Origin of the sequence: Limosilactobacillus portuensis, assembly GCF_014838735.1 — a bacterium.
In the GTDB taxonomy this organism is placed as follows: domain Bacteria; phylum Bacillota; class Bacilli; order Lactobacillales; family Lactobacillaceae; genus Limosilactobacillus; species Limosilactobacillus portuensis.
The window spans coordinates 1-24,216 of the sequence record NZ_JABUXQ010000013.1 but is presented as its reverse complement, the minus strand read 5'-3'; the positions used below and the strand labels follow the sequence as shown (position 1 = coordinate 24,216).

Below are 24,216 nucleotides of genomic sequence, written 5' to 3'. Positions count from 1 at the left end.
AGATAGAATGATCGAATTTGAAAAGCCAAACATTCACAAGGTTGAAGAAACTGATAGCTACGGTAAGTTCGTTGTTGAACCGCTCGAACGTGGTTATGGAACTACACTTGGTAATTCATTAAGACGAGTTTTACTGGCATCATTACCTGGTGCTGCCATCACTAGTATTCAAATTGATGGTGTTTTACATGAATTCAGTACTGTTGAAGGTGTTACTGAAGATGTAACTCAAATCATTTTGAACCTGAAGAAAGTTTCTCTAAAACTGGATTCAGAAGAACGAAAGGATCTTGAGATTGATGTTAAAGGTCCTGCTGAAGTTACCGCCGGTGATATTCAAGGCGATGGTGAAGTTGAGGTTCTTAACCCTGACTTGTACATTGCTACCGTTGCAGATGGTGCCGAACTGCACATTAAGATGACTGCTGACAAGGGTCGTGGTTACTTTTCTGCAAATGATAACAAAGCTCGAATGGATGATCTCGCAATTGGTGTATTGCCAATTGACTCCATTTATACCCCGATTGAACGTGTTAACTACACAGTTGAAAATGCTCGGGTTGGTCAACGTAATGATTACGATAAGCTAACCTTAGATGTTTGGACTGATGGTTCATTAACACCGACTGAAGCTGTTAGCTTGGGTGCTAAAATTTTAACCGAACACTTGGCAATGTTTGTTAACCTTACTGAAGAGGCTCAAAATGCACAAGTGATGGTCGAAAAGGAAGAAACCCATAAAGAAAAGATGCTTGAAATGACAATTGAAGAACTTGATCTATCAGTTCGTTCATACAACTGTCTCAAGCGTGCGGGTATCAATACCGTTAAGGAATTGACTGATCGGACCGAAGCTGACATGATGAAGGTACGGAACTTAGGCCAAAAGTCACTTGAAGAAATTAAGTTGAAATTAAACGATCTCGGCGTTTCATTCCGTCAAGATGATTAATTAATCAAACCAATGGAAAAGGAGGGACAACTTCATGAGTTACCGTAAATTAGGACGTACAAGTTCACAACGTAAGGCTTTATTACGTGATTTAACTACTGATTTAATTGTTAATGGTCGGATTACTACTACCGAAGCTCGTGCTAAGGAAGTTCGTAAGACTGCTGATCAAATGATTACCCTTGCAAAGCGTGGCAATTTAGCTTCACGTCGTAAGGCAGCTGCTTTTGTTCGGAATGTCGTTGCTGATGTTAAGGAAGATGGCGACAACATCCGTATTCAATCTGCTCTTCAAAACTTATTTGAAGAATTAGCACCTAAGTATGCTAAACGTAATGGTGGTTACACACGGATTTTGAAGACTATGCCTCGTCGTGGTGACGGTGCTAAGATGGTTATCTTAGAATTCGTTGACTAACATTTCGTTAATCAGAGTTTATTAATACGTAATAAAGAATCACTATCATTGAAGTATAGAGCGTTATGATGGTGGGATTATTCCCTAGTCTAGCTTGAATGCGGATTAACCGTGCACTTCTCTGGTAAGTGATTTTTTATTTTTAAATTCTTTTACTTTCTCTGTTAAAATAATAGGTATTAATGTAAAGGATAAAAAAGATGCAAGAGATTAAATTTAACCATGTCACATTTAAATATCCTGATTCTGATAAGGTGCTAATAGATAATCAATCTTTTGTCTTGCCAGTAAATAAGTGGATCGCGGTTGTTGGACATAATGGAAGTGGGAAGAGTACGATTGTTCGCCTTCTTAATGGGCTCCTTCAGCCAAATAAAGGGAAAATTCTGATTGATGATTTAGAGGTAAATGAACAGCATTTAGAAACAGTTCATAAGCTGGTGGGAATGGTTTTCCAAAATCCAGAAAATCAATTTGTTGGCTCAACGGTTGCTGAAGATGTTGCTTTCGGTTTAGAAAATTATAATGTTGCTCCGGAAAAAATGCCGATGCTCATTAAGCAAGCTTTAAAGAGTGTTGGAATGATTGATTATGAAGATAGTTTAGTTGCTGAGCTTTCTGGTGGTCAAAAACAACGAATTGCTATTGCGGGAGTGTTAGCAGTAAAGCCTAAAATAATTATCTTTGATGAGGCTACTAGCATGCTTGATCCAGTGGGAAGAGAATCAATTATGAAGCTACTAGAAACTCTTCATCATGATGGGGGGTATACAATCATCATGATTACTCACGATCTTAATGAAGCAGAACTGGCTGATCATATTTTGATCCTTGATCAAGGTAAAGTAGTAGCAAATGATGTTACTAAAAAGGTTTTATCAAATCATCAATTATTAAGAAAGCTTCAACTGACACCAGCAGCTGGTGAGCAAATTAGAGAGGAGTTAATCCATGCAGGAATAAAGGCTCCTCAAGAATACATAACAACGGGGGAAATGGTTCGATGGCTAAAGCAAAAATTGAATTAAGGAATGTTAACTTTATTTACCAGCCAACGACGCCTCTCGCTCATCAAGCACTGCGTAATATTAATTTAAAGATTGCGGATGGAGCATTTACTGTGTTGGTTGGCCAAACTGGCAGTGGTAAATCAACTCTGGTCAACTTAATTGATGCCTTGACTCTTCCAACATCAGGACAGGTAGTCGTCAATGGACGGTTAATTAATAATCAAACATCCAAAAGAGAACAGGAGCTATTTCGCCAAAAAATTGGTTTTGTTTTTCAATTTCCTGAGCGCCAACTATTTGCGCAAACTGTTCGTGATGATTTAGCGTTTGGGCCACAGAATCTTGGTTGGCCTCAGAAAAAAATAAATAAGTCAATTATGAAGGCGTTAGAAACCGTTCAATTATCACCGACGATTCTTAAACAATCTCCTTTTTCACTATCTGGTGGACAAAAACGACGAGTTGCAATTGCTGGAGTACTGGCAATGAATCCTGAAGTTTTAATTTTAGATGAACCCGCAGTTGGCCTTGATTCCTTGGCTGTTCAACGGTTACTCAACATTATTAAAGAATTAAACCAACGTGGAGTTACCATTATTATGATTACTCATTACTTAGAAATGGTTACATCATTAGTAACCCAAATTGTTGCACTTCACGATGGGCAGATTACGTTTGATGGTAGTCCACAAGAATTTTTTAGTAGTCAGCAATTGTTAAAGAAGAGTAACTTGTTGGCTCCTAAAAGCATTCAAATTTCCCGGGAAATTGGTTTGAGCGGATTGCCTCTATCATTGGATGAACTGTCTGCAAACCTGATTGAACGATTAAAGAATGGGGGAATGGCAAATGGGTAACATGGTTGTCTTTGGAAGCTATGTTCCGCTAAATTCACCAATTCATCGTTTAGATGCCCGGACTAAATTAATTCTTTGTATTTGGTATGTTATCAGTGTTTTTTTTGCTAATCATTTATGGCCAGCGATTTGGATATCATTTGTTTTGCTAATTACGCTGATTATAAGCCGGGTTCCTCTTCGGATGTATTGGACAGGGATAAAGCCATTTTTAATTGTGATCCTAATAACTGTTTGTCTACAGGTCCTATTCAGTAGCGGCGGTCAGATGTATTGGCATTATGGCTGGATTTCGATAACAAGTGACGGAATAAAGAATGCATTTTTAATCTTTTATCGGTTTACGGTAATTATTACAGCATCCACGATCCTCACGGTAACCACGCCAACTCTGCAGTTAGCTGGAGCATTTTCCTGGTTAATTTTTCCGTTAAAATGGTTAAGAGTTCCGGTAGATAAGATTTCCCTGATGTTATCAATTGCATTAAGATTTGTTCCGACAATTATGGCAGATATTAAGATAATTATGAATGCTCAGCGGTCACGGGGAATGGATTTCCACCAAGGAAACTTAATAACGAGGCTAAAGCACCTTATTCCAATTATTATCCCATTATTTGTAAATTCGTTTCAGCATTCGGAAGACTTAGCAACGGCAATGGAAGCGCGGGGATATTCATTAGAGCGTCCACGAACTCAATATCGTCAGTTATCCTGGCACAAAGGAGATACCGTTGCATTATTATTGATGCTTATGGCTGATGTTGGAATTGAAATTTTAAACTTAATTTAGCGAGGAGAGTTTTTATTGTGTATCGTTACAAAATAACATTTGCTTACGATGGATCAAATTTTTCCGGCTTTCAAATTCAGCCGCATAAGAGAACGGTAGAGCAGGTTTTAAAAAATGCGGTTAACAAGATTGCTAAGCATCCAATCCCTGAAATTCCAGTAATTGGATCAGGGAGAACTGATGCTGGGGTTCATGCCTTAAATCAGGTTGCGCATTTTGATATTCCATACCACCTGAGTAATGAATCAATGCGCAAGGCATTAAATAGTATTTTGCCGCTTGATATTCTGATAAAAAAAGCAGAATTAGTAGATAACGATTTTCATGCCCGGTATAGTGCTCATAATAAAACTTATCGTTACCGAGTGGATCAAGGAGAATTTGTTAATCCCTTTAAGCGAAACTATACAGCACATTTTAAATATCCATTGGATTTAACGTTAATGCGAAAAGCCGCTAAAGACTTTATTGGCGAGCATGATTTTACTAGTTTTGTAGCCTCAGGGAGTCAAGCTAAAAGCAACGTCCGAACTGTTTATAAAATAGACATTAAACGAGATGAACTGCGAAATGAGGTTGTTTTTGATTTTACTGGGAATGGTTTTCTCTATAATCAAATTCGCATTATGGTGGCTTTCCTTTTAGAAATAGGCAGTAAGCAACGACCTGTTGATGATGTTAAACGTGTATTAGCAGCTAAAGATCGGACACAAGCTCGGATGACTGCTCCCGCAAGCGGCCTATATTTAGTTTCAGTAGATTACGGGAATGATCGGGAAAGTGATTGACGAAGTGGTTGTAACAAGGTATACTAGCACTTGGTATTTCTTTTCCATCTAATAACTCGGTACACTATTATATGTAAAAGAAAAACAAAATTGGAGGACTTAATCGTGAGAACGACATACATCGCAAAACCTGGTGAAGTTGATCGCAAGTGGTACGTTGTCGATGCAAAGGATGTCCCAATGGGTCGTCTTTCTGCTGTCGTCGCATCAATTTTGCGTGGTAAGAACAAGCCAACATACACTCCACACGTTGATACTGGTGACAATGTTATTGTTATCAACGCTGCGCAAGTTAAGTTAACTGGTAAGAAAGCTACTGACAAGATTTACTACCGTCACTCAGACTACGCTGGTGGTTTGAAGCAACGGACTGCTGGTGACTTCCGTGCTAAGGAACCTGAGAAGTTATTGGAACACTCAATCAAGGGTATGCTTCCACACAATTCTCTTGGTCGTAAGATGGGCTTAAAGCTTCATGTATACGCTGGTGAAGATCACAGTCATGCAGCACAAAAGCCTGAAGCACTCGATATTACTAACTTAATTTAAGGAGGGAATGGAATTGGCTCAACAAGTTCAATACAGTGGTACTGGTCGGCGTAAAGACACTACTGCGCGTGTTCGCTTAGTACCAGGTTCTGGTAAGATTACAATGAACGGCAAGGCAATTGAAGACTACATTCCATTTGCCAACTTACGTGCTATTGTTAACCAACCATTTAACGTTACTAAGACTGACGGTCAATACGATGTTTTAGCTAACGTTAATGGTGGTGGTTTCTCTGGTCAAGCTGGTGCAGTACGTCACGGTATCGCCCGTGCATTACTCGCAGTTGACCCTGACTTCCGTGACGCTTTGAAGAAGGCCGGTCTCTTGACTCGTGACCCTCGTATGAAGGAACGTCGTAAGCCAGGTCTTAAGAAGGCTCGTAAGGCTGCTCAATTTAGTAAGCGTTAATATTCGATTTATCGCTTCCAAAAAAGAAGTTGGATTTTTGTCCAACTTCTTTTTTTATACACATACACAATCGTATTTCTTTTATCTTTAATTTAAAAGACGTATAATATAGTTGTTGTAACCGCTTACTAATATAAGGAGGCTAAATTATGGCAAAACGTGTTGCTTTAGTTACTGGTGGTAGTCAAGGTATTGGTAAGGCAATTGCAGAACGGTTAGTTAACGATGGCTTTTCCGTTGCTTTAGTTGCCCTAGAAGAAAATAAACTACAGGAAACTGCTAAGGAACTGGAAGAAAAGGGTGGTGAAGCTTTACCAATCGTTGCGGATGTTTCTGATCGTGATGCTGTATTTGCTGCGGTTAAGAAGACCGTTGATCATTTTGGTGATTTAAATGTAGTTGTTAATAATGCTGGCCTTGGTCCAACTACACCAATTGACACAATTACTCCTGAACAATTCGAAAAGGTTTATGGAGTAAATGTTGGGGGTGTTCTTTGGGGAATCCAAGCTGCACACCAAGCATTTAATAAGTTAGGTCACGGTGGAAAGATCATCAATGCCACCTCACAAGCTGGGGTTGTCGGTAATCCAAACTTAGCACTTTATTCTGGTACTAAGTTCGCTATTCGGGGAATTACCCAAGTAGCCGCTCGTGATTTGGCTGATGAAGGCATTACTGTTAACGCATACGCTCCAGGAATTGTTAAGACACCAATGATGTTTGATATTGCCCACCAAGTAGGAAAGAATGCTGGTAAGAGTGATGAATGGGGAATGCAGACATTTGCTAAGAACATTGCTTTAAAACGGCTCTCTGAACCAGAAGATGTTGCCAATGCTGTTGGCTTCTTAGCTGGCCCTGATTCAAATTACATTACTGGACAGACGATCATTGTTGATGGTGGGATGCAATTCCACTAGAATGAGTGATCGTAACCCAGTGAAGAATTTGCGGAAGACTAGCGAGTTTTTGAGGAGCAAATTTCAATCATATTAACTAACGGGGGTTGGATAAAATTCCAGCCCTTTTCTTATTTTTAAATTTAAAATACTAAAATATTCTCCCAAACAAGACTTATTTTGCTACAATCAATAGTTAGTAGTGAAAATAAGGGAGGCATAGCTTTTGGCAAAACGGCGGCGGAGAAGAACGAGGAAGAAAAGATCACAGGGAAGCATTTTTGTGTGGCTATTGGTTATTGTTATATTGTTCCTAGGCGTCTACGTTGGTCATCACTTTTACCGAATATGGAACCAACAACGCATCGAACAGGCTGCATTGAAACGGGACCGTGAAGCTAAAGAGTTGTTTATTAAGCAGGTAGCTCCAGAGGCTCAAGCAATGCAGAACACATATCATGTTTATGCGTCAATTACGATTGCTCAGGCGATCCTTGAATCTAATTGGGGTACCAGTAAATTAGCTACTCAGTATCATAATCTTTTCGGAATTAAGGGAACTGGTGCTAATTCAAAAGTTATGACAACTAAAGAATATACTGGTGGTAAATGGATTGTCATTAAGGACCGTTTTCGTGTTTATAGTAGTTGGGATGAATCGATTAAGGATCATACCCGGCTAATGCTTCAGGGAACTGATATGAATCGGCAGAATTATGATCGAGTTGTTAAGGCTGCTAATTATGAAGAGGCAGCAAAAGCTCTGCAGCAATCTGGCTACGCTACCGATCCAGACTATGCTAAGAAGCTTATTTCAGTCATTCAAACGTATAAGTTATATAATTATGATAAATAATCAAGAGGGGTTTATATTATGAGAGAATTACAAGAGAAGATTGAACAATACGGAACGGTTCTTCCAGGAAATGTTTTGAAAGTGGATGCTTTTCTTAATCATCAGGTTGATCCAGAATTAATGCTTAAAGTTGGTCAAGAGTTTGCAAAATTGTTTGCAGATGAGGGAATCACTAAGGTTTGGACGGTTGAATCATCAGGGATTGCTCCTGCTGTAATGACAGGATTAGAACTTAAAGTTCCTGTAATTTTCGCCCGGAAGCATAAGAGTTTAACTCTGAATCAAAATATGTATACCGCAGATGTTTATTCTTATACTAAAAAGACTACTAACCGAATTTCAATTTCTAAAAAGTATGTCGATGCTAATGATAAGATTTTAATGATTGACGACTTCTTAGCTAATGGTCAAGCGGTCGAAGGAATGCTGGAAATTGCTGATCAAGCCGGGGTTGACGTTGCTGGTGCAGGAATTGTTATTGAGAAGAGTTTCCAACCTGGTGCGCAAGAGTTAAAGGATCGGGGCATTCGCGTTGAATCACTAGCACGGATTAAGTCATTAGCAGATGGTAAAGTAACCTTTATGGAAGATTAATGATGAAGTGGAGAGGAGAATTAAATGAGTAATACAATTTTTCCTGGGAGTACTTTAGGGATTATTGGAATTAACCGTAATGGAGTAGCTATGATTGCAGCTGCTAAAAAAGCGGGATTCAATGTTGGTGTCTATGTTGATCATTCTCAACCAGAAATCACTAAAATGGCAGACTTTACAATTGATGGTGCTTATAATGACAAGCAAAAACTTACCGAATTTGGTGAAGCCTGTGATGCTATTATTTACCAAACGCCGAACATTGATTCAACTGTAATTCGTTTTCTTGGTCAATATGCAGCAATCCCACAAGGAATTAACGGCTTGGAGATTGTTCAGGATCGGTTAATGGAACGCGCATTTTTGGATCAAATCAATATTAATATTGCTCCCTATGTTACCGTTATCGGATTAGATGATGTCTATCAATCAATCGATTCAATCGGTTATCCGGCCCTTTTGAAGCCGATTCAACGGGGAATTGGCGAACAATCAATGATGATTAAGCGTCAATCTGACATTACTAGAGCTGCGGACTTTATTGATACAGGAACTTATTTACTGGAATCATGGATCGACCACACGGCAGAATATACCCTAACTGCTGCTTGTGCTAACGGCGAAGTTGAAATCTTCCCCTTAGCGCAATTGGAATATAACGAAGACCGGCAATTAATTTCAGTAGCTTCACCTGCTGAAGTTGCGGATGATATGTTACAAGAAATGCACCGTATTATTAAGAGCGTTGCTGATTCACTTCAATATACTGGTGTTTTCTCGGTTAACTTTTATGTGACCTCAACTGGAACACTATATGTTAAGAACATTGAATTAGGGCTAACATCAATTGCCAATGTCTATGACAACACGACAAATGTGGATCAGTACGAACAACAGTTGCGAGCAAGTGTTGGGATGCCGCTTCATGTTATCAGACAGTTACAGACGGCGTTATTAATGATTATTCGGAATTACCAAGCTGTTGCTATTCGTCGTCAGTGGCTCCTTAAGAATAATTGGAAGTTCCGGTTCTTTAATAATACGGATAAAGATGATCCAGCAGGAATTCTTGGCTTTGTTTGGGTTACTGGCGATACCGACCTGAATGCTTTACAAAATCAGGTTGATGATACTGAGGTTTGGAATAAAACATTGCCCAATTCATCGTCAGATAACGAAGAGCAAGAAAAATAAATAAAAACTGAGCTGAGACTGCTCACGGAAAGTCTTAGGCTCAGTTTTATTTTTGCAACATATGTTCGAAAGTAGCCAAAAGAAGTTGAAAATTTGGTATAATATGAGCCGACTGAAATTTAGAGAGGATGGAAATAGGCGTGAATAGTCAAGCACTTTTAGACGGCATGAATGATAAGCAAACCGAAGCAGTCTTAACAACAGAGGGACCACTCTTAGTAATGGCTGGAGCTGGTTCAGGAAAGACTCGGGTATTAACCCATCGAATCGCATATCTGATTGAAGAAAAGGGTGTGCTCCCTTGGAACATTCTTGCGATTACTTTTACGAATAAGGCCGCACGAGAAATGCAAGAACGTGTTGGTAAACTTTTAGGTGAAAGTGCCCGTGACATCTGGGTTTCCACATTTCACGCCCTCTGTGTACGGATCCTGCGACGCGATATTGAAAAGCTGGGTTATAACCGGGCTTTTACGATCGCTGACACCAGTGAACAACGAACATTGATGAAACGGATTTGTGCAGAATTAAATATTGATACCAAAAAATTCGATCCTCGAAGTATCCTTAGTGCAATCTCTAACGCGAAAAATGCATTACAAACTCCTGATGACTACTCAAAAGAAGCCAATAGCATGTTTGAAAATATGGTTGCTCGTGCATACAAGCTCTATCAACGGGAACTAGAGGCTAATCAATCCTTAGACTTTGACGATTTGATTATGAAAACAATTGAGCTCTTTGAAAAGGATCAAGAGACTTTGGAATTTTATCAAGATAAGTTCCACTACATCCATGTTGACGAATACCAGGATACCAATGATGCTCAGTATAAATTAGTTAACATGCTTGCCCAGGGATACAAGAACCTTTGCGTTGTTGGGGATGCTGACCAAAGTATCTATGGTTGGCGTGGTGCAAACATGAATAATATTTTAAATTTTGAACATGATTATCCACAAGCACATACAGTAATGCTGGAACAAAATTATCGTTCAACCCAGACAATTTTGGATGCGGCTAATGAAGTGATCGATAATAATGTTTACCGAAAGAAAAAGAATTTATGGACAGAAAATGGCAAGGGAGATCAGATTTCTTACTACCGAGCTCAAAATGAGCATGACGAGGCTCAATTCATTGTTTCTAAGATTAAGGAGGAGCGAGAAAAGAATAATTACAAGTACAACGACTTTGCTATTCTTTATCGTACTAACGCTCAATCACGGATGATCGAAGAAACTTTCTTAAAGAGTAGTGTGCCTTATACCATGGTTGGTGGTCATAAATTCTACGACCGGAAAGAAATTAGGGATATTCTTGCTTACTTGACATTGATTGTTAATCCTCAAGATTCAATGAGTTTTGAACGAGTGGTTAATACCCCTAAGCGAGGAATTGGGATGACCAGTGTTGATCATTTGCGAGAATTTGCCAATGATAATAATTGGTCCCTTCTTGAAGCAGCCGAAAATGTTGATATTGCCAATAACATTTCCGCACGGACGCGGGTTAAAATTGATGAGTTTGGTCAGTTAATGCGTAACCTAACTAAGCAAGCGGAATTTCTAAACTTAACTGATTTAACGGAAGAAATCTTGGATAAGAGTGGGTACAATAAAGCGCTTGAACAGGATAAAAGTCTTGAAGCACAAGCTCGACGTGAAAACCTCGATGAATTTAAATCCGTTACCCAAGAATATGACGAACAGCATAAGGATGACGATGATAATAATATTCAAAAGATTACCAACTTCCTTGCTGATCTTGCACTGGTTTCCGATCAGGATGACGTTGACGAACAGGCACCAGCAGTGACGTTAATGACTCTTCATGCTGCTAAGGGACTGGAATTCCCGGTAGTCTTTCTTGTGGGGATGGAAGAAGGAATTTTCCCACTTTCCCGAGCAATTTTGGAAGATGATGAGCTGGAAGAAGAGCGACGGCTTGCATATGTTGGTATTACCCGGGCAAAGAAAAAGCTTTACCTGACAAATGCCTTTTCGCGACTTCTTTACGGACGAATTCAGCGAAATCAGCCATCTCGGTTTGTAGAAGAAATTAATCCCGACTTACTTAAGTTTGAAAATGACCAACCTGCTGATCGTCTTGGGGGACAAAAATTACCATTCGGTGGTGAGGCTGCTACTGCAACTACTTATCGAGAACAGAAGCAACGTCGCCAATACCGAAGTGCGGGGAAGCGAGTAAAGCCAGTAACTAATACTGGAACAGGAGCTGATCAAGTTTCCTGGAAGACTGGTGATAAGGTGACCCATAAGAAGTGGGGCGAAGGAACTGTTGTTAAAGTTAGCGGAAACGGTAACGATAAGGAACTTGACATTGCCTTCCCTCAACAGGGAGTTAAGCGGCTGTTAGCTAGTTTTGCTCCTATTAAGAAGGTTACTGATTAATTAAAGTGAGGCCAATAAAATGGATAATCAATCAATCCCGGTTGCACAATTAACACTGGATCAGGCAAAAAAAGAAATTGCTCCATTACGAAAGCAAATTGCTCAATGGGGGAAAGAGTACTATGAACAGGATAGTCCTACTGTGGAAGACTATGTTTATGATCGTCAATATCAACGACTTGTTCAAATTGAACAACGCTTTCCCGAATTGCAAACGCCGGATTCACCAACACAGCAAGTTGGTGGTGAAGCTGAAAGTCAGCTGACGAAGGTTCGTCATGAGATTCCGATGTTGTCAATGGGGGATGTATTCTCAATTGAAGAGCTAATGGACTTTAACCATCGCCAGCAGGAAAACCGTGACGTTGATGTTGAGCCAGAATATAACCTTGAATTGAAAATTGATGGTCTATCGTTATCGCTTGTTTACGAGAACGGGAAGCTGGTTCAAGGTTCGACTCGAGGCAATGGTAATATTGGGGAAGATGTTACTGAAAACGTAAAAACGATCAAGTCAGTACCGCGTGAGCTTCCTGAACCACTCTCCGTTGAATTTCGTGGTGAATGTTATATGCCTAAGGAGTCATTTGCTAAGTTAAATGCTCAACGTGAGGCTGATGGGCAGCCAATTTTTGCCAATCCCCGCAATGCAGCTGCCGGAAGTCTCAGACAATTAGATCCAACTGTTACGGCCAAACGTGACTTAGATACATTTATGTACTATGTTCCCGAGTACCAAAAGTTGGGAGTTACGACCCAATCAGAAGCCCTAGATAAGATGCGTGAACTTGGCTTTAAAGTTAATCCGCATAACCGGGTTGTTCATAATCGGCAAGAAATAGAGGATTACATTAATGAATACACTGCTAAACGTGATCAACTAGCTTATGGAATTGACGGAATTGTGGAGAAAGTTAACGATCTTGAGACTGAAGAAGCACTTGGGAATACCGTTAAGGTACCCCGGTGGGAAATTGCCTACAAGTTTCCTCCAGAAGAACAGCCGACAGTTGTCCGTGACATTGAGTGGACTGTAGGGCGAACCGGGAATGTAACGCCGACTGCTGTAATGGATCCGGTTCAATTAGCTGGAACAACGGTTAGTCGCGCCTCTCTTCATAATCCCGATTACTTAAAAGAAAAGGATGTTAGATTAGGCGATACTGTTTATCTTCATAAGGCCGGTGATATCATTCCCGAAATTTCTAAAGTTGATCTAAGTAAACGACCAGCTGATAGTGAACCATACCAAATTCCGACAAAGTGTCCTGCATGTGGATCTGAACTAGTTCACCTTGATGATGAGGTGGCTCTCCGGTGCATCAATCCAATGTGCCCAGCGCAGATTAAAGAAGGATTAGCTCACTTTGCTTCAAGAAATGCAATGGATATTGGGGGGCTCGGGCCAAAGATAATTGAACAGCTGTGGGATAAGAAGCTAATTCATGACGTTGCGGGGCTCTATGCCTTAACTGAAGACCAATTATTAACTTTAGATAAATTTGGTGAAAAATCAGCGACAAACTTATTGACATCGATCAATAATAGTCGTAATAATTCTGTCGAGCGCCTTTTATTCGGACTTGGTATTCGTCATGTTGGTGCTAAAGCAGCACGTTTGATTATGGCCCACTTTAATGATTTGGACCGACTAATAGAAGCTAATGCTGATGAGATTTCCGCTGTTGATGGAATCGGCCCGACAATTGGTGAAAGTGTGGAAACATACTTTGCCAATGAACAGGTTCAGTCATTAATTGAAGAGCTTCGTCAATCCGGTCTCAACTTTACCTATCTTGGCACAACTACTTCAGTCGATGAATCAAGTGACTGGAATGGTAAACGGGTTGTTTTAACTGGAAAACTAGTAGAAATGACTCGGACAGAAGCAAAAGACTGGTTAGAGGCCCATGGTGCTAAAGTAACAGGCAGTGTTTCGAAAAAGACTGATATTGTCATTGCCGGAGAAAAAGCAGGAAGCAAACTCAGTAAGGCTCAAGAGCTTGGAGTTGATGTTTGGGATGAACAACGCTTTAGCCAGGCAATGAAGGAGGAACAATAAACGTTGAAGAATAAAGTGAAAAAATTGACTGTTGGGATTGCTCTCTTGATGTCAACGCTTGTCTTGACTTCATGCGGATTTGGTCATAAGTCATCAAAAGATTATAGTACTACTGGATCTCTAAGTGGAACTTATCAGGGAGTTATTAAGGACGGTCACTATAAGACAAGTAAAGCGCGGGGAGTAAATGTTAGTCAAAATAGTAATCCCTATAACCTTAAAAGTTTTGAAAGTGGCTTAACTCAAGTATCAAAACGGGTTTTTTCAACCAAAAATTATATCTTCCAGGAAGGTCAGTATCTTGATACTAGTACAGTTGAGAATTGGCTAGGACGGAAGAGTAAGAGTAATCCGGAAGGCCTCAACCCTGCTGAAGGGAAGAAGAGTGATCCAAATCCAGAGTACATTCAACAAATTGAAGAACAGGATTACATGCAGGAAAGCGGTAATTCAATGAAACTTCACGGTATTACTATTGGGATTGGGATTAATTCCGAATATAATTACCAGAAGAAGACCGATGGACCAAACTATACTAAGAACATTAGCGATGCTGAGGTTAAGCGTCAGGGTGAAATTGCTGCTCAAAAGGTCTTAACCCGGTTGCGGAAGAAAAAAGAATTGCGGAATGTTCCGATTGTGATTGCTCTATATAAGCAGGCACCAGATGACAGTTTAGTTGGTGGAAGCTTCTTTGCTTATAGTAAGAATAATGGGAACAAGATTAGCAGTTGGCATAAGCTTGATTACCGGACTGCTGTATTACCAAAGGCTAACGGAACTGATCAAGAAACCAAGTCCGATCAAACGGATAACGATAGCTTCTCTAACTTTAAGAGTCAGGTTCAGAGTTTCTTCCCTAACTTAAGTGGGGTTACTGCTCAAGCCCAATACAACGGTAGTTCATTGATTGGAATGCATATTACCATTACAACACAGTTCTACAGTCAAACTGAAATTACCAGCTTTACTCAATACATTGTACGAGCCGCAAGAAAATACTTGCCAAGCGGAATCCCAATTGATATCAAGATTCAATCTAGTTCTGAAATGCAAGCCGTTGTTTACCGTAATTCCGGCTCCGATAAATTCCAAAGCCACGTGTTTGATTCGTATTAAAAATTAGAGTGTGAGCCAGCAAAGGACTTGCGGAAGGCTAGCAATTTCTCCTGACAAAGGCGGAAACGCCTAGGAAGGAGTTTGCTAGCCCTAGCAAGTCCCTGGCGAACACATTTCGGCTATGTTGCCGAGATAGCTTGAGGGAGCTTAGGCTGAACGAATTTCGACTATGTTGCATTAGGCGGAAGTTGCGGTCACGGCGAACACATTTAACTAAATAATAAAATTAAGTGTTTCATAACATGAAGTTTCACTTCTTCATCAATTATGAAACACTTTCTTTTCCCTTGAATATTTAGGGATGAATAGTTAAAACCATTAGTATTCTGTGCTAAAATTATTAAATGTATGTACTATATTTAAGCCATAATTACTGGAAAAGAGGTAGAGAGAATGGCCAGTAAGATCACTGAGCAACAAGTAGAACACGTTGCTGAACTTGCTAAGTTGGAATTTAAAGATGAAGAACTTACCAAGTTTACCACTCAATTAGGAAGCATTATTGATATGTTTGAAGACCTCACTAATGTTGATACCGAGGGCGTTGAACCAATGACTTCAGCTTCAGATCGGGAAAATGTTATGCGTGAGGATAAGGCAGTTAAGAGCTCTAAAGAAGAGACTGATGCACTGCTTAATAACGCTCCTGATACTGATGATGGGTACATTAAAGTTCCTGCAATCATCGATGAAAGTGAGGACGGCGAATAATGGATTTCTATCAAACCGACTTAAGTCAGTTGCATGATGATTTAAAAAACAAGAAGATCAGTGCAACCGAATTAACGAAAGAAACCTTTGATCACATTAAGGAAAATGAAGATCAAGTAAAGGCCTTCATTACCTTAAACGAAGAAGCAGCAATGAAAAAGGCTGCTGAAGTTGATCAACAAGGAATCAGTGAAGACCAATTAACTGCCGGGGTCCCATTGGCAGTTAAGGATAACATCTTAACTAAGGGATTAAAGACCACTGCAGCATCTAAAATCTTGGAAAACTTTAACCCTGTTTATGATGCAACGGTTGTTGAAAAGTTAAATAACAACGGCTTTATTAATGTGGGGAAGACAAACCTAGATGAATTCGCCATGGGTTCATCAACTGAAAATTCGGCATTCTTCACCACTCATAACCCATGGGATCTTACCCGGGTTCCTGGTGGTTCTTCAGGTGGTTCTGCTGCCGCGGTTGCTGCTGGGGATGTCCTTGGTGCATTGGGGACTGATACTGGTGGTTCCATTCGGATGCCAGCTTCATTTAACGGAATTGTTGGAATGAAGCCAACATATGGCCGGGTATCTCGTTGGGGAATCATTGCCTTTGGTTCAAGTTTTGACCAAGTTGGTTGGTTGACGCGAACGGTTAAGGATAACGCATTGTTAACTCAAATGATTAGTGGCAATGATGAACACGATATGACATCATCCTTAAAGGAAGTTCCTAACTGGGCAGCTCAATTAAACGACGATACTAACGTTAAGGGCTTGCGGATTGCTGTTCCTAAGGAATACTTCGAAGGAATTAATGATGATGTTCATGAAGTAATTAAGAACGCCCTTGATCACCTTGAATCACTCGGTGCCATTATTGATGAAGTTTCCTTACCACACACCAAGTACGGTGTTCCTGCATACTACATTTTGGCCTCATCTGAAGCTTCATCAAACCTTCAACGGTATGATGGGATTCGGTATGGCTTTCGGGCACAAGATGTTAAGAACATTGAAGATGTTTATGTTCGTTCCCGGACTGAAGGTTTTGGTGAAGAAGTTAAACGGCGGATTATGTTGGGAACTTTCTCACTTTCGGCTGGGTTCTACGATGCTTACTTCAACAAGGCCGCTAAGGTTCGTCGCTTAATTGCTCAAGACTTTGACAATGTCTTTAAGGATCATGACGTTATTCTTGGTGCTACTGGTGCCTCAACAGCATTCAAGATTGGTGCCGAAATTGATGATCCGCAAACCATGTACATGAACGATGTTTTGACCGTTCCTGTTAACATGGCAGGTCTTCCCGCAATGTCAGTTCCAGCTGGCTTCTCAGCAAAGAACGGCATGCCAGTTGGTTTACAAATCATTGGGAAGCCATTTGATGAACAAACAGTTTACAACACTGCTTATGTCTTTGAACAAACTACTGATGTTCACAAGAAGGCACCTAAGTTAGGAGGTCAAAACTAAGATGAACTTTGAAACAACGATTGGGCTAGAAGTCCACGTCGAATTGAAGACTAATTCAAAAATTTACAGTCCATCACCAGTAGAATATGGTGACCAGCCTAACAGAAATACTAACGTGATCGACTGGGGTTACCCTGGTGTTTTACCAACCTTGAACAAGGGTGTTGTTCGTGACGGGATCATGGCCGGCCTGGCTCTTCATGCCCAAATTGCTCGTCACATGCACTTTGACCGGAAGAACTACTTCTACCCAGATAACCCAAAGGCTTACCAGATCACTCAATCAGAAACACCAATTGCTCATGACGGTTGGATCGAGATTGAAGTTGATGGTAAGAAGAAAAAGATCGGAATTGAAGAAATGCATATTGAAGAAGATGCTGGTAAGAACACTCACACCAGCAAGTACTCATATGTTGACTTAAACCGTCAAGGAACACCATTAATCGAAATTGTTTCTAAGCCGGATATTGCTTCACCTGAAGAAGCGGTTGCGTACTTGGAAGCTCTCCGTCAACGGATCCAGTTTACCGGGATTTCTGATGTGAAGATGGAAGAAGGTTCAATGCGTGTCGATACTAACATTTCTATTCGTCCAGTTGGCTCTGACCAGTTTGGTACTAAGACTGAAATGAAGAACATTAACTCCTTTAACTATGTTCGGAAAGCATTGGAATTTGAACAAAAGCGGCATCAAAATGTCTTGCTTTCTGGTGGTCATATTGCTCAGGAAACACGGCGTTATGATGAAGCCACTGGTGAAACAATTTCAATGCGGACTAAGGAAGGTTCCGATGGCTACCGTTACTTCCCAGAACCAGATATTCCTGATTTAAACGTTGATCAAAAGTGGATTGACGAAATTGAAGCCGAAATGCCTGAAATGCCAGGTGAACGGCGGGCGCACTACGTTAAGGATCTTGGTTTAACTGATTATGATGCGATGGTCTTAACCCAAACCAAGGAAATGTCTGACTTCTTTGAAGAAGCAGTTAAGGATGGCGGCGATCCTAAGCGGGTTGCTAACTACTTAATGAATGATGTGAACTCCTACTTAAATGATAAGCAGGTCGACTTACCTGATACTAAGTTGACTCCAGCTAATTTGGCCGGAATGGTTAAGTTGATTGAGGATGGCACCATTTCATCCAAGATGGCAAAGAAGGTCTTCAAGGGAATTCTTGATGGTGAAGAACCAAGCGCCTACGCTAAGGAACATGGTTTAGTTCAATTATCTGACCCTGCTCAATTGCAACCAATCGTTGATGATGTTTTAGCAAACAACGAACAGTCAATTGAAGACTTTAAGAACGGTAAGGATCGGGCTGTTGGTTACTTAATGGGTCAAATTATGAAGCAAACTCGTGGTAAGGCTAACCCACAAGTTGTTACTAAGTTGTTGATGAAGTCATTAAACGCTAAGTAGTTTGGAGGGATGACCGTGCGAAAACGTGCCCGGATAATTTATAATCCTACTTCTGGTCGTGAAACGTTTCGGAGCGATCTGGTTGATATTCTTTCAATCTATGAAAAAGCTGGTTATGAAACTAGTGCTTTTGCCACAACGCCAGCACCTGATTCGGCGAAGAATGAGGCCACTCGCGCAGCTAAGGAAGGCTTTGACCTGATTGTTGCCGCTGGTGGTGATGGAACCCTTAATGAAGTAATTAACGGAATTGCCGGATTAGAGCATCGGCCAACCTTGGCAATTATTCCTGCTGGAACGACGAACGACTACGCGCGGGCATTACGGATTCCCCGTGATGATCCGATTGCCGCTGCTAAGCTGATTTTGAAGAAAAATAAAAAGTTCAAGATCGATATTGGTAAAGCCGGTGAGAACTACCTTATGAACATTGCCGCTGGAGGAACGATGACTGAGTTAACCTACGAGGTTCCTTCTCAAATGAAGTCCCTCTTTGGTTACGCTGCCTACTTTGCTAAGGGTGCGGAACTTATCCCGCGGATCAAGCCAATTGAGATGCAGATTAAGTACGATGGCAAAGAATATCGGGGTAGCGCAACGATGTTTATGATTGCCCTAACAAATTCTGTTGGTGGTTTTGAACAAATCGTTCCCGATGCTTCTCTTGATGACGGTAAGTTTACGATGATTATCGTGAAGAAGACGAACATGATTGATATGTTGAGTCTGATGGCAAAAGCCTTGCAAGGAAAGCATTTAGATGACCCACGAATTATCTATGAGAAGGCAACCGATATTGAAGTAATTCCACTAAATAAGGATGATCGCTTAATGGTTAATCTTGATGGTGAATATGGTGGCGATGCGCCAATGAAATTTCATGACCTGAAACAGCACATTGAGGTTGTTGCTAGCCTGGATGAAATCCCTGATGATGCCATTACGGTTTCTGATGACTTTAAGCGGGTTGAACAAGACTTCGTGAAGAGTGTTGATGACATTAAGGATCATGAAGAAAAGCAAAATTAAATAGTTAAACGGCTAGCATCCTAAAAATAGGAAGTTAGCCGTTTCTTTTGTTATAATAGGGAAAGCTTGTCACGTTGAAATTAATGGAGGAATAACGTTGAAATTAAATATTCCAGTACATAAAAACGAAGAGTACCCCGCTAAGGTAGTTGATTTGACCTACGAGGGAAATGGGGTTGTGAAGATTGCTGATTTTCCTGTTTTCGTTCCGAATGCTTTGCCTGGGGAAGAGATCACTGTCCGTATTACAAAAGTTGCTAGTCATTTTGCTTGGGGTCGCGTAATGGCCTGGCAAACAAAGAGTCCTGACCGGGTTGATGTCAAGGATAAGAAGTATATCCAGACGGGAATTGCACCACTTGGTCACCTTAAATATGAAGCCCAATTAAAGTTTAAACAGCACCAAATTGCTGAGTTGCTAGCTAAGGCGCACTTAGATGAAATTGAGGTGTTGCCAACGATGGGGATGGACAAACCATACCATTACCGAAATAAGGCCCAGGTACCGGTCAAGATGGTTCGTGGTCAATTAGAAACAGGTTTTTATAAGCGTGGAAGTCATACCCTTGTGCCAATTGAAGACTTCTATATTCAAGATCCGGCTATTGATAAGGCAATTATGGTTGTCCGTGATTTATTACGGAAATATCATGTAACACCGTACGATGAACGAACTGGTAAAGGTGTTATCCGGACGGTAATGATTCGCCGAGGATATTACAGTCATGAAGTCATGGTAGTATTGGTTACCAATACAAAGCGGTTACCGATGGCAGAACAGATTGTTGATGGCATCGTAGCGAGCGTACCCGAAGTAAAGTCAATTGTTCAAAACATCAATGACAAGAAGACTAACCGTTTGCTTGGTGACAAGAATAAAACGCTCTGGGGTGCCGATGAAATTCATGATCAATTACTTGGCATTGATTTTGCTATTTCCCCATTATCGTTCTACCAAGTTAATCCGCAACAAACCGAACGTCTTTACCAAACAGCCATTGATAATGCTGGTTTAGATGGCAGTCAAACAGTCATTGATGCTTATTGTGGAATTGGGACGATCTCGTTGGCAGTTGCTAAACATGCTAAGCAGGTCTACGGGGTTGAAATTGTTCCCGCAGCGATTGATGATGCCAAGCACAATGCCAAGCGGAACGGGATTAAGAATGCCCAATTTGTTGTTGGCAAGGCGGAAGAGCAATTCGCTAAATGGCAAGAAGAAGGTTTGAAGCCGGATGTCGTGATCGTTGACCCACCACGCAAAGGCCTTGCTGAATCGTTGATTGAGGCTACTGGTAAGATGGCACCAGAGAAGGTTATTTATGTGAGTTGCAATCCAGCTACTTTGGTTCGTGATATTCAACGCTTTGCTGAACAAGGGTACCATGTGACGAAACCAATTCAGCCAGTGGATCAATTCCCTCAGACGACGCATGTCGAGAGTGTTACTGTCCTTGAACGTACAGAAAAATAGCCGATAAACCGCGCTCTGACGGTATTTATAGATGATTGAAAGTGTACTTTTTTCCTTCTGAACTATTGGAAATAGTACACTTCTTCTATTTGAAGCTGGCGGGTCGAGTGTTCTATGTCCTATTTCGATAGTCGAGTAGACGATTGTCCAGTTTGGCAGGTCGTGTCGATTAGGGTAGTGGAAGTAGAGGTGAGCCTTGATATGGTAGCGTTTGTGGTATGTACGAATCGGTCAGTTTTGTACTAAGGATTGAGTTAACAAAAATAATATTGAATTTATGCTAATTCGGTTAGAATATCGAAAATTCGCAGGGGAGTTGTATACTCGACGTATATGACAAAAATTATTCTTTTTAAATACATATAGAATAAACATGATGATTACGAACGAAGGTGCTTTCATGAAAAATAAAATAAGTGATAAGAATATGTTTCAGAATTTTGAGGTAAAGGTCTACTGGTTTCTTAATGACAATCAAAATTCCGGCTCTTACGGTTTTTTAAAATGGCCTTTAAGAATTTCGATGGAAGTCCCCATTTTTTACCAATATGTTTTTGAATTAATTTCTGGGCCTTTTTATGTTTACCTTGACTAGCCAACCAACTTGGCGAGGCTGGTAGTTTAGCAACCGAACGAAAAACAGCAGTCACTAAGCCTAAAATGGCTGATGAAGCTAAAATAATTTGCCAATTGCGGCTACCAAAGCCATGAATTGTTATTCCGGCTATGTAAGAAAAGATAAAACCAATAGTCCAATAGATTATCAATTGGCTCTGTTTTTTTCCACTTTCATTGAGTGGCAGCCACTCCACTAACAATGAATTACCAACAGTGTAATCAATAGCAATCATTAATCCAATAAATAAGCAGATCAGAAATAAAGCCAATTGATTTATTTTTAGCAGCTGAAGAAGGGAGAAAAGAGAAAATACATACATATCAATCATAAGCATTTTTCGCCGACCAATACGGTCTACAATTCTACCTATAATGGCACTCCCCATCAATCCCAGTAAACTACCAGCTCCAATTAGGCCAACCCAAAAGTCATTAATATGGATATAATTTTGGGCTTCGCTGAGGGCGGTTCCACTAATACCTAATGCATATCCACACGCCATCTGTCCAAGGATAATAGCTAATAGTACCTTTAAGTGAACCTTCTTTATTGGTGCCCTTTTATAATTCTTTTTAGAATAGTTTTGATTAATTATCGTAATCTTTATCTTCTCCTTTCTTCGATCAACTTAATAAAACGCAATGGGCAAAAATAAGTACCATATGTTAAAATTTCCAGATAGTTGGCTATACATAACTAACAAGTCTTAATACATCTCGCTATTTTTTAATGGCGGGACCTTATTATCAGTTAGTCAATAAGTAATTAAAATTACAAGGAGGCAGGACCATTATGTTAACCAATACTTTTATCAAAAAGCTTACGAATGACAGTAAACTAAATATTGAGAATCTTGTAATCCTAACATGTGCAATATTCATTGCTAGTATTGGATTGGACATGAACTCAACAGCAACGATTATCGGGGCAATGTTGATTTCACCACTTATGTCTCCTTTATTAGCTATTGGTACTGGACTGGCTATTTACGACATAAAATTAATTAAAAACGGTAGTACGACAATCATCGTAGAAATCATTATTAGTCTTTTAGCTTCAACCAGTTATTTCTTTTTTTCACCGATTTCTTATGCAAGTAAAGAAATTATCGCTCGAACTAGCCCAACTATTTGGGACGTAATGATTGCATTCTTCGGAGGAGTAGCAGGAATTATTGGTGCTAGCAAAAAAGAAGCTACTAACATTGTACCAGGCGTTGCTATCGCTACGGCATTAATGCCCCCGCTTTGTACAGTTGGCTATGGAATTGCTTCGCATAATTTAACATTCTTTCTAGGTGCCTCTTATCTCTTTTTAATTAATGCAGTATTTATCATTTTAACTGCATTTTTAGGAGTTAAGGCTATGCGGTATTTAAGCCATGCTAATAATTATTCTACTAGCTTTTTTCGTTTGCCTACTAGAAAAGAGTTTTTCTTTATAATTGCCATATTATCATTGACTATTCCAAGTATATTTTCTGCAAAACAAATGGTACAACAATCAATTATTGAAAATAATGTCCATAAATTAGTTGCGTCCGAATTTGCTGATTCACTAGTTATTAAAGAAGATATTGATAACCAAAATAAAACTATTAACCTGACAATCTCTGGCTCCAAAGAAAATTCTCAAAAAATTAAACGTATCAAAAAAAGCTTAACCAATTATAACCTTAAAGACTATTCATTAAATGTTATCCAGGTAGCGCAGCTTAATGCAGCAACTGAGACGCAGCTAAATAATCAGGTAACAAGTATCATTAACCGACAAAGACAAACAGAAGATGAGAAGAATAAAAGGCGTTTAATCAAGCAAAATAAACAAAACAAGAAAATTGCTAAGTTATCACATAATATTAATTCTGTCACTTCAGTTAGTGACACTAACAACAATCATTCCATCATTGTGGAACTTCACAAGAAAATAAATCGTGAACAGAAGGAACAATTGACGATAAAAATAAAAAAGAACTTTCCTCATATTGATAAAATTGAATATGTATTAGAGGATTCCTAAAAAAGCCACTATTAACAAAGATTATTGCTTAATATCTGTCATAAAGCGTAATGAAACACAAAATAGTAATCCAATTACTATGTCGATCTCTTTGTGATTTCTAAAGACTTGCTTCGCTTCGACGGAGGGTTCCCTACAGGCTAGCTTCGTGTCGAAAAACGAACTAGCAAGCTAGTTCTGTCTCCTTTTTCAGTCTGTGATATTTAACTCGAAAGCGATTCGATGCGTATCTGTTTTATAATCATATCGAAAATTCGCAGGAGAGTTGTATACTCGACGTATATGACAAAAATATTCGGCTTTATGGTTAGAATCTTTATTTTACAAAAATTAGGGATAACCATTGATAAACCAAAGATACTTAATAAATTTAAGAATGTTTTAACTACTCATTACTATTAAGTAACACGAACTTACTGTAAATTAGGTTTGGCAGATTGCAAGAAATAACTTGAACGAATTTAGTGACGTAGATTAAGCAAGAAGATCTCGATTGGTGTATGCCAATTAAGACATTTAAGTGGCCGTGAATTCAGATACCAATTGATT

21 protein-coding genes and 1 pseudogene are annotated in these 24,216 nt (G+C 39.8%); 21 read left to right on the top strand and 1 reads right to left on the bottom strand.

From position 1 onward, the window contains the following. Window positions 1-7: 7 nt before the first annotated feature. The 20 genes from HUK49_RS05595 (at window position 8) to rlmD (ending at window position 21,029) form a co-directional block, all read left to right on the top strand. Entirely contained in the window at window positions 8-952 is a 945-nt protein-coding gene (locus tag HUK49_RS05595) for a DNA-directed RNA polymerase subunit alpha (RefSeq protein ID WP_191912989.1), read from the top strand. A gap of 34 nt (window positions 953-986) precedes the next feature. After that, on the top strand, window positions 987-1,370 hold the full coding sequence (rplQ, locus tag HUK49_RS05590) for a 50S ribosomal protein L17 (RefSeq protein WP_191912988.1): 384 nt from the start codon (window positions 987-989) through the stop codon (window positions 1,368-1,370). Window positions 1,371-1,570: 200 nt separating this feature from the next. Continuing rightward, entirely contained in the window at window positions 1,571-2,398 is an 828-nt protein-coding gene (locus HUK49_RS05585) for an energy-coupling factor transporter ATPase (RefSeq protein WP_191912987.1), read from the top strand. Continuing rightward, complete coding sequence (locus tag HUK49_RS05580; protein ID WP_191336939.1) at window positions 2,374-3,237, top strand: ATP-binding cassette domain-containing protein; 864 nt, start codon at window positions 2,374-2,376, stop codon at window positions 3,235-3,237. Before HUK49_RS05585 ends, HUK49_RS05580 begins: the two co-directional genes overlap by 25 nt. Further along, window positions 3,230-4,030 carry an energy-coupling factor transporter transmembrane component T family protein gene (locus HUK49_RS05575; RefSeq protein ID WP_191912986.1) on the top strand — a complete coding sequence of 267 codons (801 nt, stop codon included), beginning with the start codon at window positions 3,230-3,232 and terminating at the stop codon, window positions 4,028-4,030. The genes HUK49_RS05580 and HUK49_RS05575 overlap by 8 nt, the downstream gene beginning before the upstream one ends. Before the next feature lie 17 nt (window positions 4,031-4,047). Continuing rightward, window positions 4,048-4,818 carry a tRNA pseudouridine(38-40) synthase TruA gene (gene truA, locus HUK49_RS05570; RefSeq protein WP_191912985.1) on the top strand — a complete coding sequence of 257 codons (771 nt, stop codon included), beginning with the start codon at window positions 4,048-4,050 and terminating at the stop codon, window positions 4,816-4,818. A 105-nt stretch (window positions 4,819-4,923) separates the two neighbouring features. After that, complete coding sequence (rplM, locus tag HUK49_RS05565; RefSeq protein WP_040530816.1) at window positions 4,924-5,367, top strand: 50S ribosomal protein L13; 444 nt, start codon at window positions 4,924-4,926, stop codon at window positions 5,365-5,367. Window positions 5,368-5,374: 7 nt separating this feature from the next. Beyond that, window positions 5,375-5,776, top strand: a complete 402-nt coding sequence (gene rpsI, locus HUK49_RS05560) for a 30S ribosomal protein S9 (RefSeq protein WP_191912984.1) — start codon at window positions 5,375-5,377, stop codon at window positions 5,774-5,776. Window positions 5,777-5,925: 149 nt separating this feature from the next. Beyond that, window positions 5,926-6,699 carry a (S)-acetoin forming diacetyl reductase gene (locus HUK49_RS05555; RefSeq protein WP_003716686.1) on the top strand — a complete coding sequence of 258 codons (774 nt, stop codon included), beginning with the start codon at window positions 5,926-5,928 and terminating at the stop codon, window positions 6,697-6,699. 205 nt (window positions 6,700-6,904) lie between these two features. Further along, entirely contained in the window at window positions 6,905-7,534 is a 630-nt protein-coding gene (locus HUK49_RS05550) for a glycoside hydrolase family 73 protein (RefSeq protein WP_040530818.1), read from the top strand. A gap of 18 nt (window positions 7,535-7,552) precedes the next feature. After that, entirely contained in the window at window positions 7,553-8,128 is a 576-nt protein-coding gene (locus HUK49_RS05545; RefSeq protein WP_102168773.1) for a xanthine phosphoribosyltransferase, read from the top strand. 24 nt (window positions 8,129-8,152) lie between these two features. After that, window positions 8,153-9,322 (top strand): ATP-grasp domain-containing protein, encoded by a 1,170-nt coding sequence (locus HUK49_RS05540; RefSeq protein ID WP_191912983.1) that lies wholly within the window; start codon window positions 8,153-8,155, stop codon window positions 9,320-9,322. A gap of 128 nt (window positions 9,323-9,450) precedes the next feature. Then, a complete protein-coding gene (gene pcrA, locus HUK49_RS05535) occupies window positions 9,451-11,736 on the top strand; it encodes a DNA helicase PcrA (RefSeq protein WP_191912982.1) in 2,286 nt (761 codons plus the stop codon). A 19-nt stretch (window positions 11,737-11,755) separates the two neighbouring features. Further along, window positions 11,756-13,798 carry an NAD-dependent DNA ligase LigA gene (gene ligA, locus HUK49_RS05530; protein ID WP_102168770.1) on the top strand — a complete coding sequence of 681 codons (2,043 nt, stop codon included), beginning with the start codon at window positions 11,756-11,758 and terminating at the stop codon, window positions 13,796-13,798. 3 nt (window positions 13,799-13,801) lie between these two features. Next, window positions 13,802-14,917 carry a CamS family sex pheromone protein gene (locus HUK49_RS05525; protein ID WP_191912981.1) on the top strand — a complete coding sequence of 372 codons (1,116 nt, stop codon included), beginning with the start codon at window positions 13,802-13,804 and terminating at the stop codon, window positions 14,915-14,917. 393 nt (window positions 14,918-15,310) lie between these two features. Beyond that, a complete protein-coding gene (gene gatC, locus HUK49_RS05520; RefSeq protein ID WP_003716693.1) occupies window positions 15,311-15,628 on the top strand; it encodes an Asp-tRNA(Asn)/Glu-tRNA(Gln) amidotransferase subunit GatC in 318 nt (105 codons plus the stop codon). Further along, the gene (gene gatA / locus HUK49_RS05515) at window positions 15,628-17,100 is read left to right on the top strand and encodes an Asp-tRNA(Asn)/Glu-tRNA(Gln) amidotransferase subunit GatA (protein WP_191912980.1); all 1,473 of its coding nucleotides are present in this window, start codon (window positions 15,628-15,630) and stop codon (window positions 17,098-17,100) included. The genes gatC and gatA overlap by 1 nt, the downstream gene beginning before the upstream one ends. Before the next feature lies 1 nt (window position 17,101). Beyond that, window positions 17,102-18,526, top strand: coding sequence for an Asp-tRNA(Asn)/Glu-tRNA(Gln) amidotransferase subunit GatB (gatB, locus tag HUK49_RS05510; protein ID WP_191912979.1), 1,425 nt, complete (start codon window positions 17,102-17,104; stop codon window positions 18,524-18,526). A 9-nt stretch (window positions 18,527-18,535) separates the two neighbouring features. Further along, window positions 18,536-19,555, top strand: coding sequence for a diacylglycerol kinase (locus HUK49_RS05505; RefSeq protein WP_191912978.1), 1,020 nt, complete (start codon window positions 18,536-18,538; stop codon window positions 19,553-19,555). A gap of 97 nt (window positions 19,556-19,652) precedes the next feature. Then, on the top strand, window positions 19,653-21,029 hold the full coding sequence (rlmD, locus tag HUK49_RS05500) for a 23S rRNA (uracil(1939)-C(5))-methyltransferase RlmD (protein WP_191912977.1): 1,377 nt from the start codon (window positions 19,653-19,655) through the stop codon (window positions 21,027-21,029). Window positions 21,030-21,535: 506 nt separating this feature from the next. Here the strand turns inward: rlmD and HUK49_RS05495 are convergent. Next, window positions 21,536-22,243, bottom strand: a pseudogene (locus tag HUK49_RS05495) (MFS transporter); the annotation flags it as partial. Window positions 22,244-22,440: 197 nt separating this feature from the next. On the opposite strand from HUK49_RS05495, the gene HUK49_RS05490 reads away from it, so the two are divergent. After that, the gene (locus tag HUK49_RS05490) at window positions 22,441-23,667 is read left to right on the top strand and encodes a DUF389 domain-containing protein (protein WP_191912975.1); all 1,227 of its coding nucleotides are present in this window, start codon (window positions 22,441-22,443) and stop codon (window positions 23,665-23,667) included. Window positions 23,668-24,216: the final 549 nt, after the last annotated feature.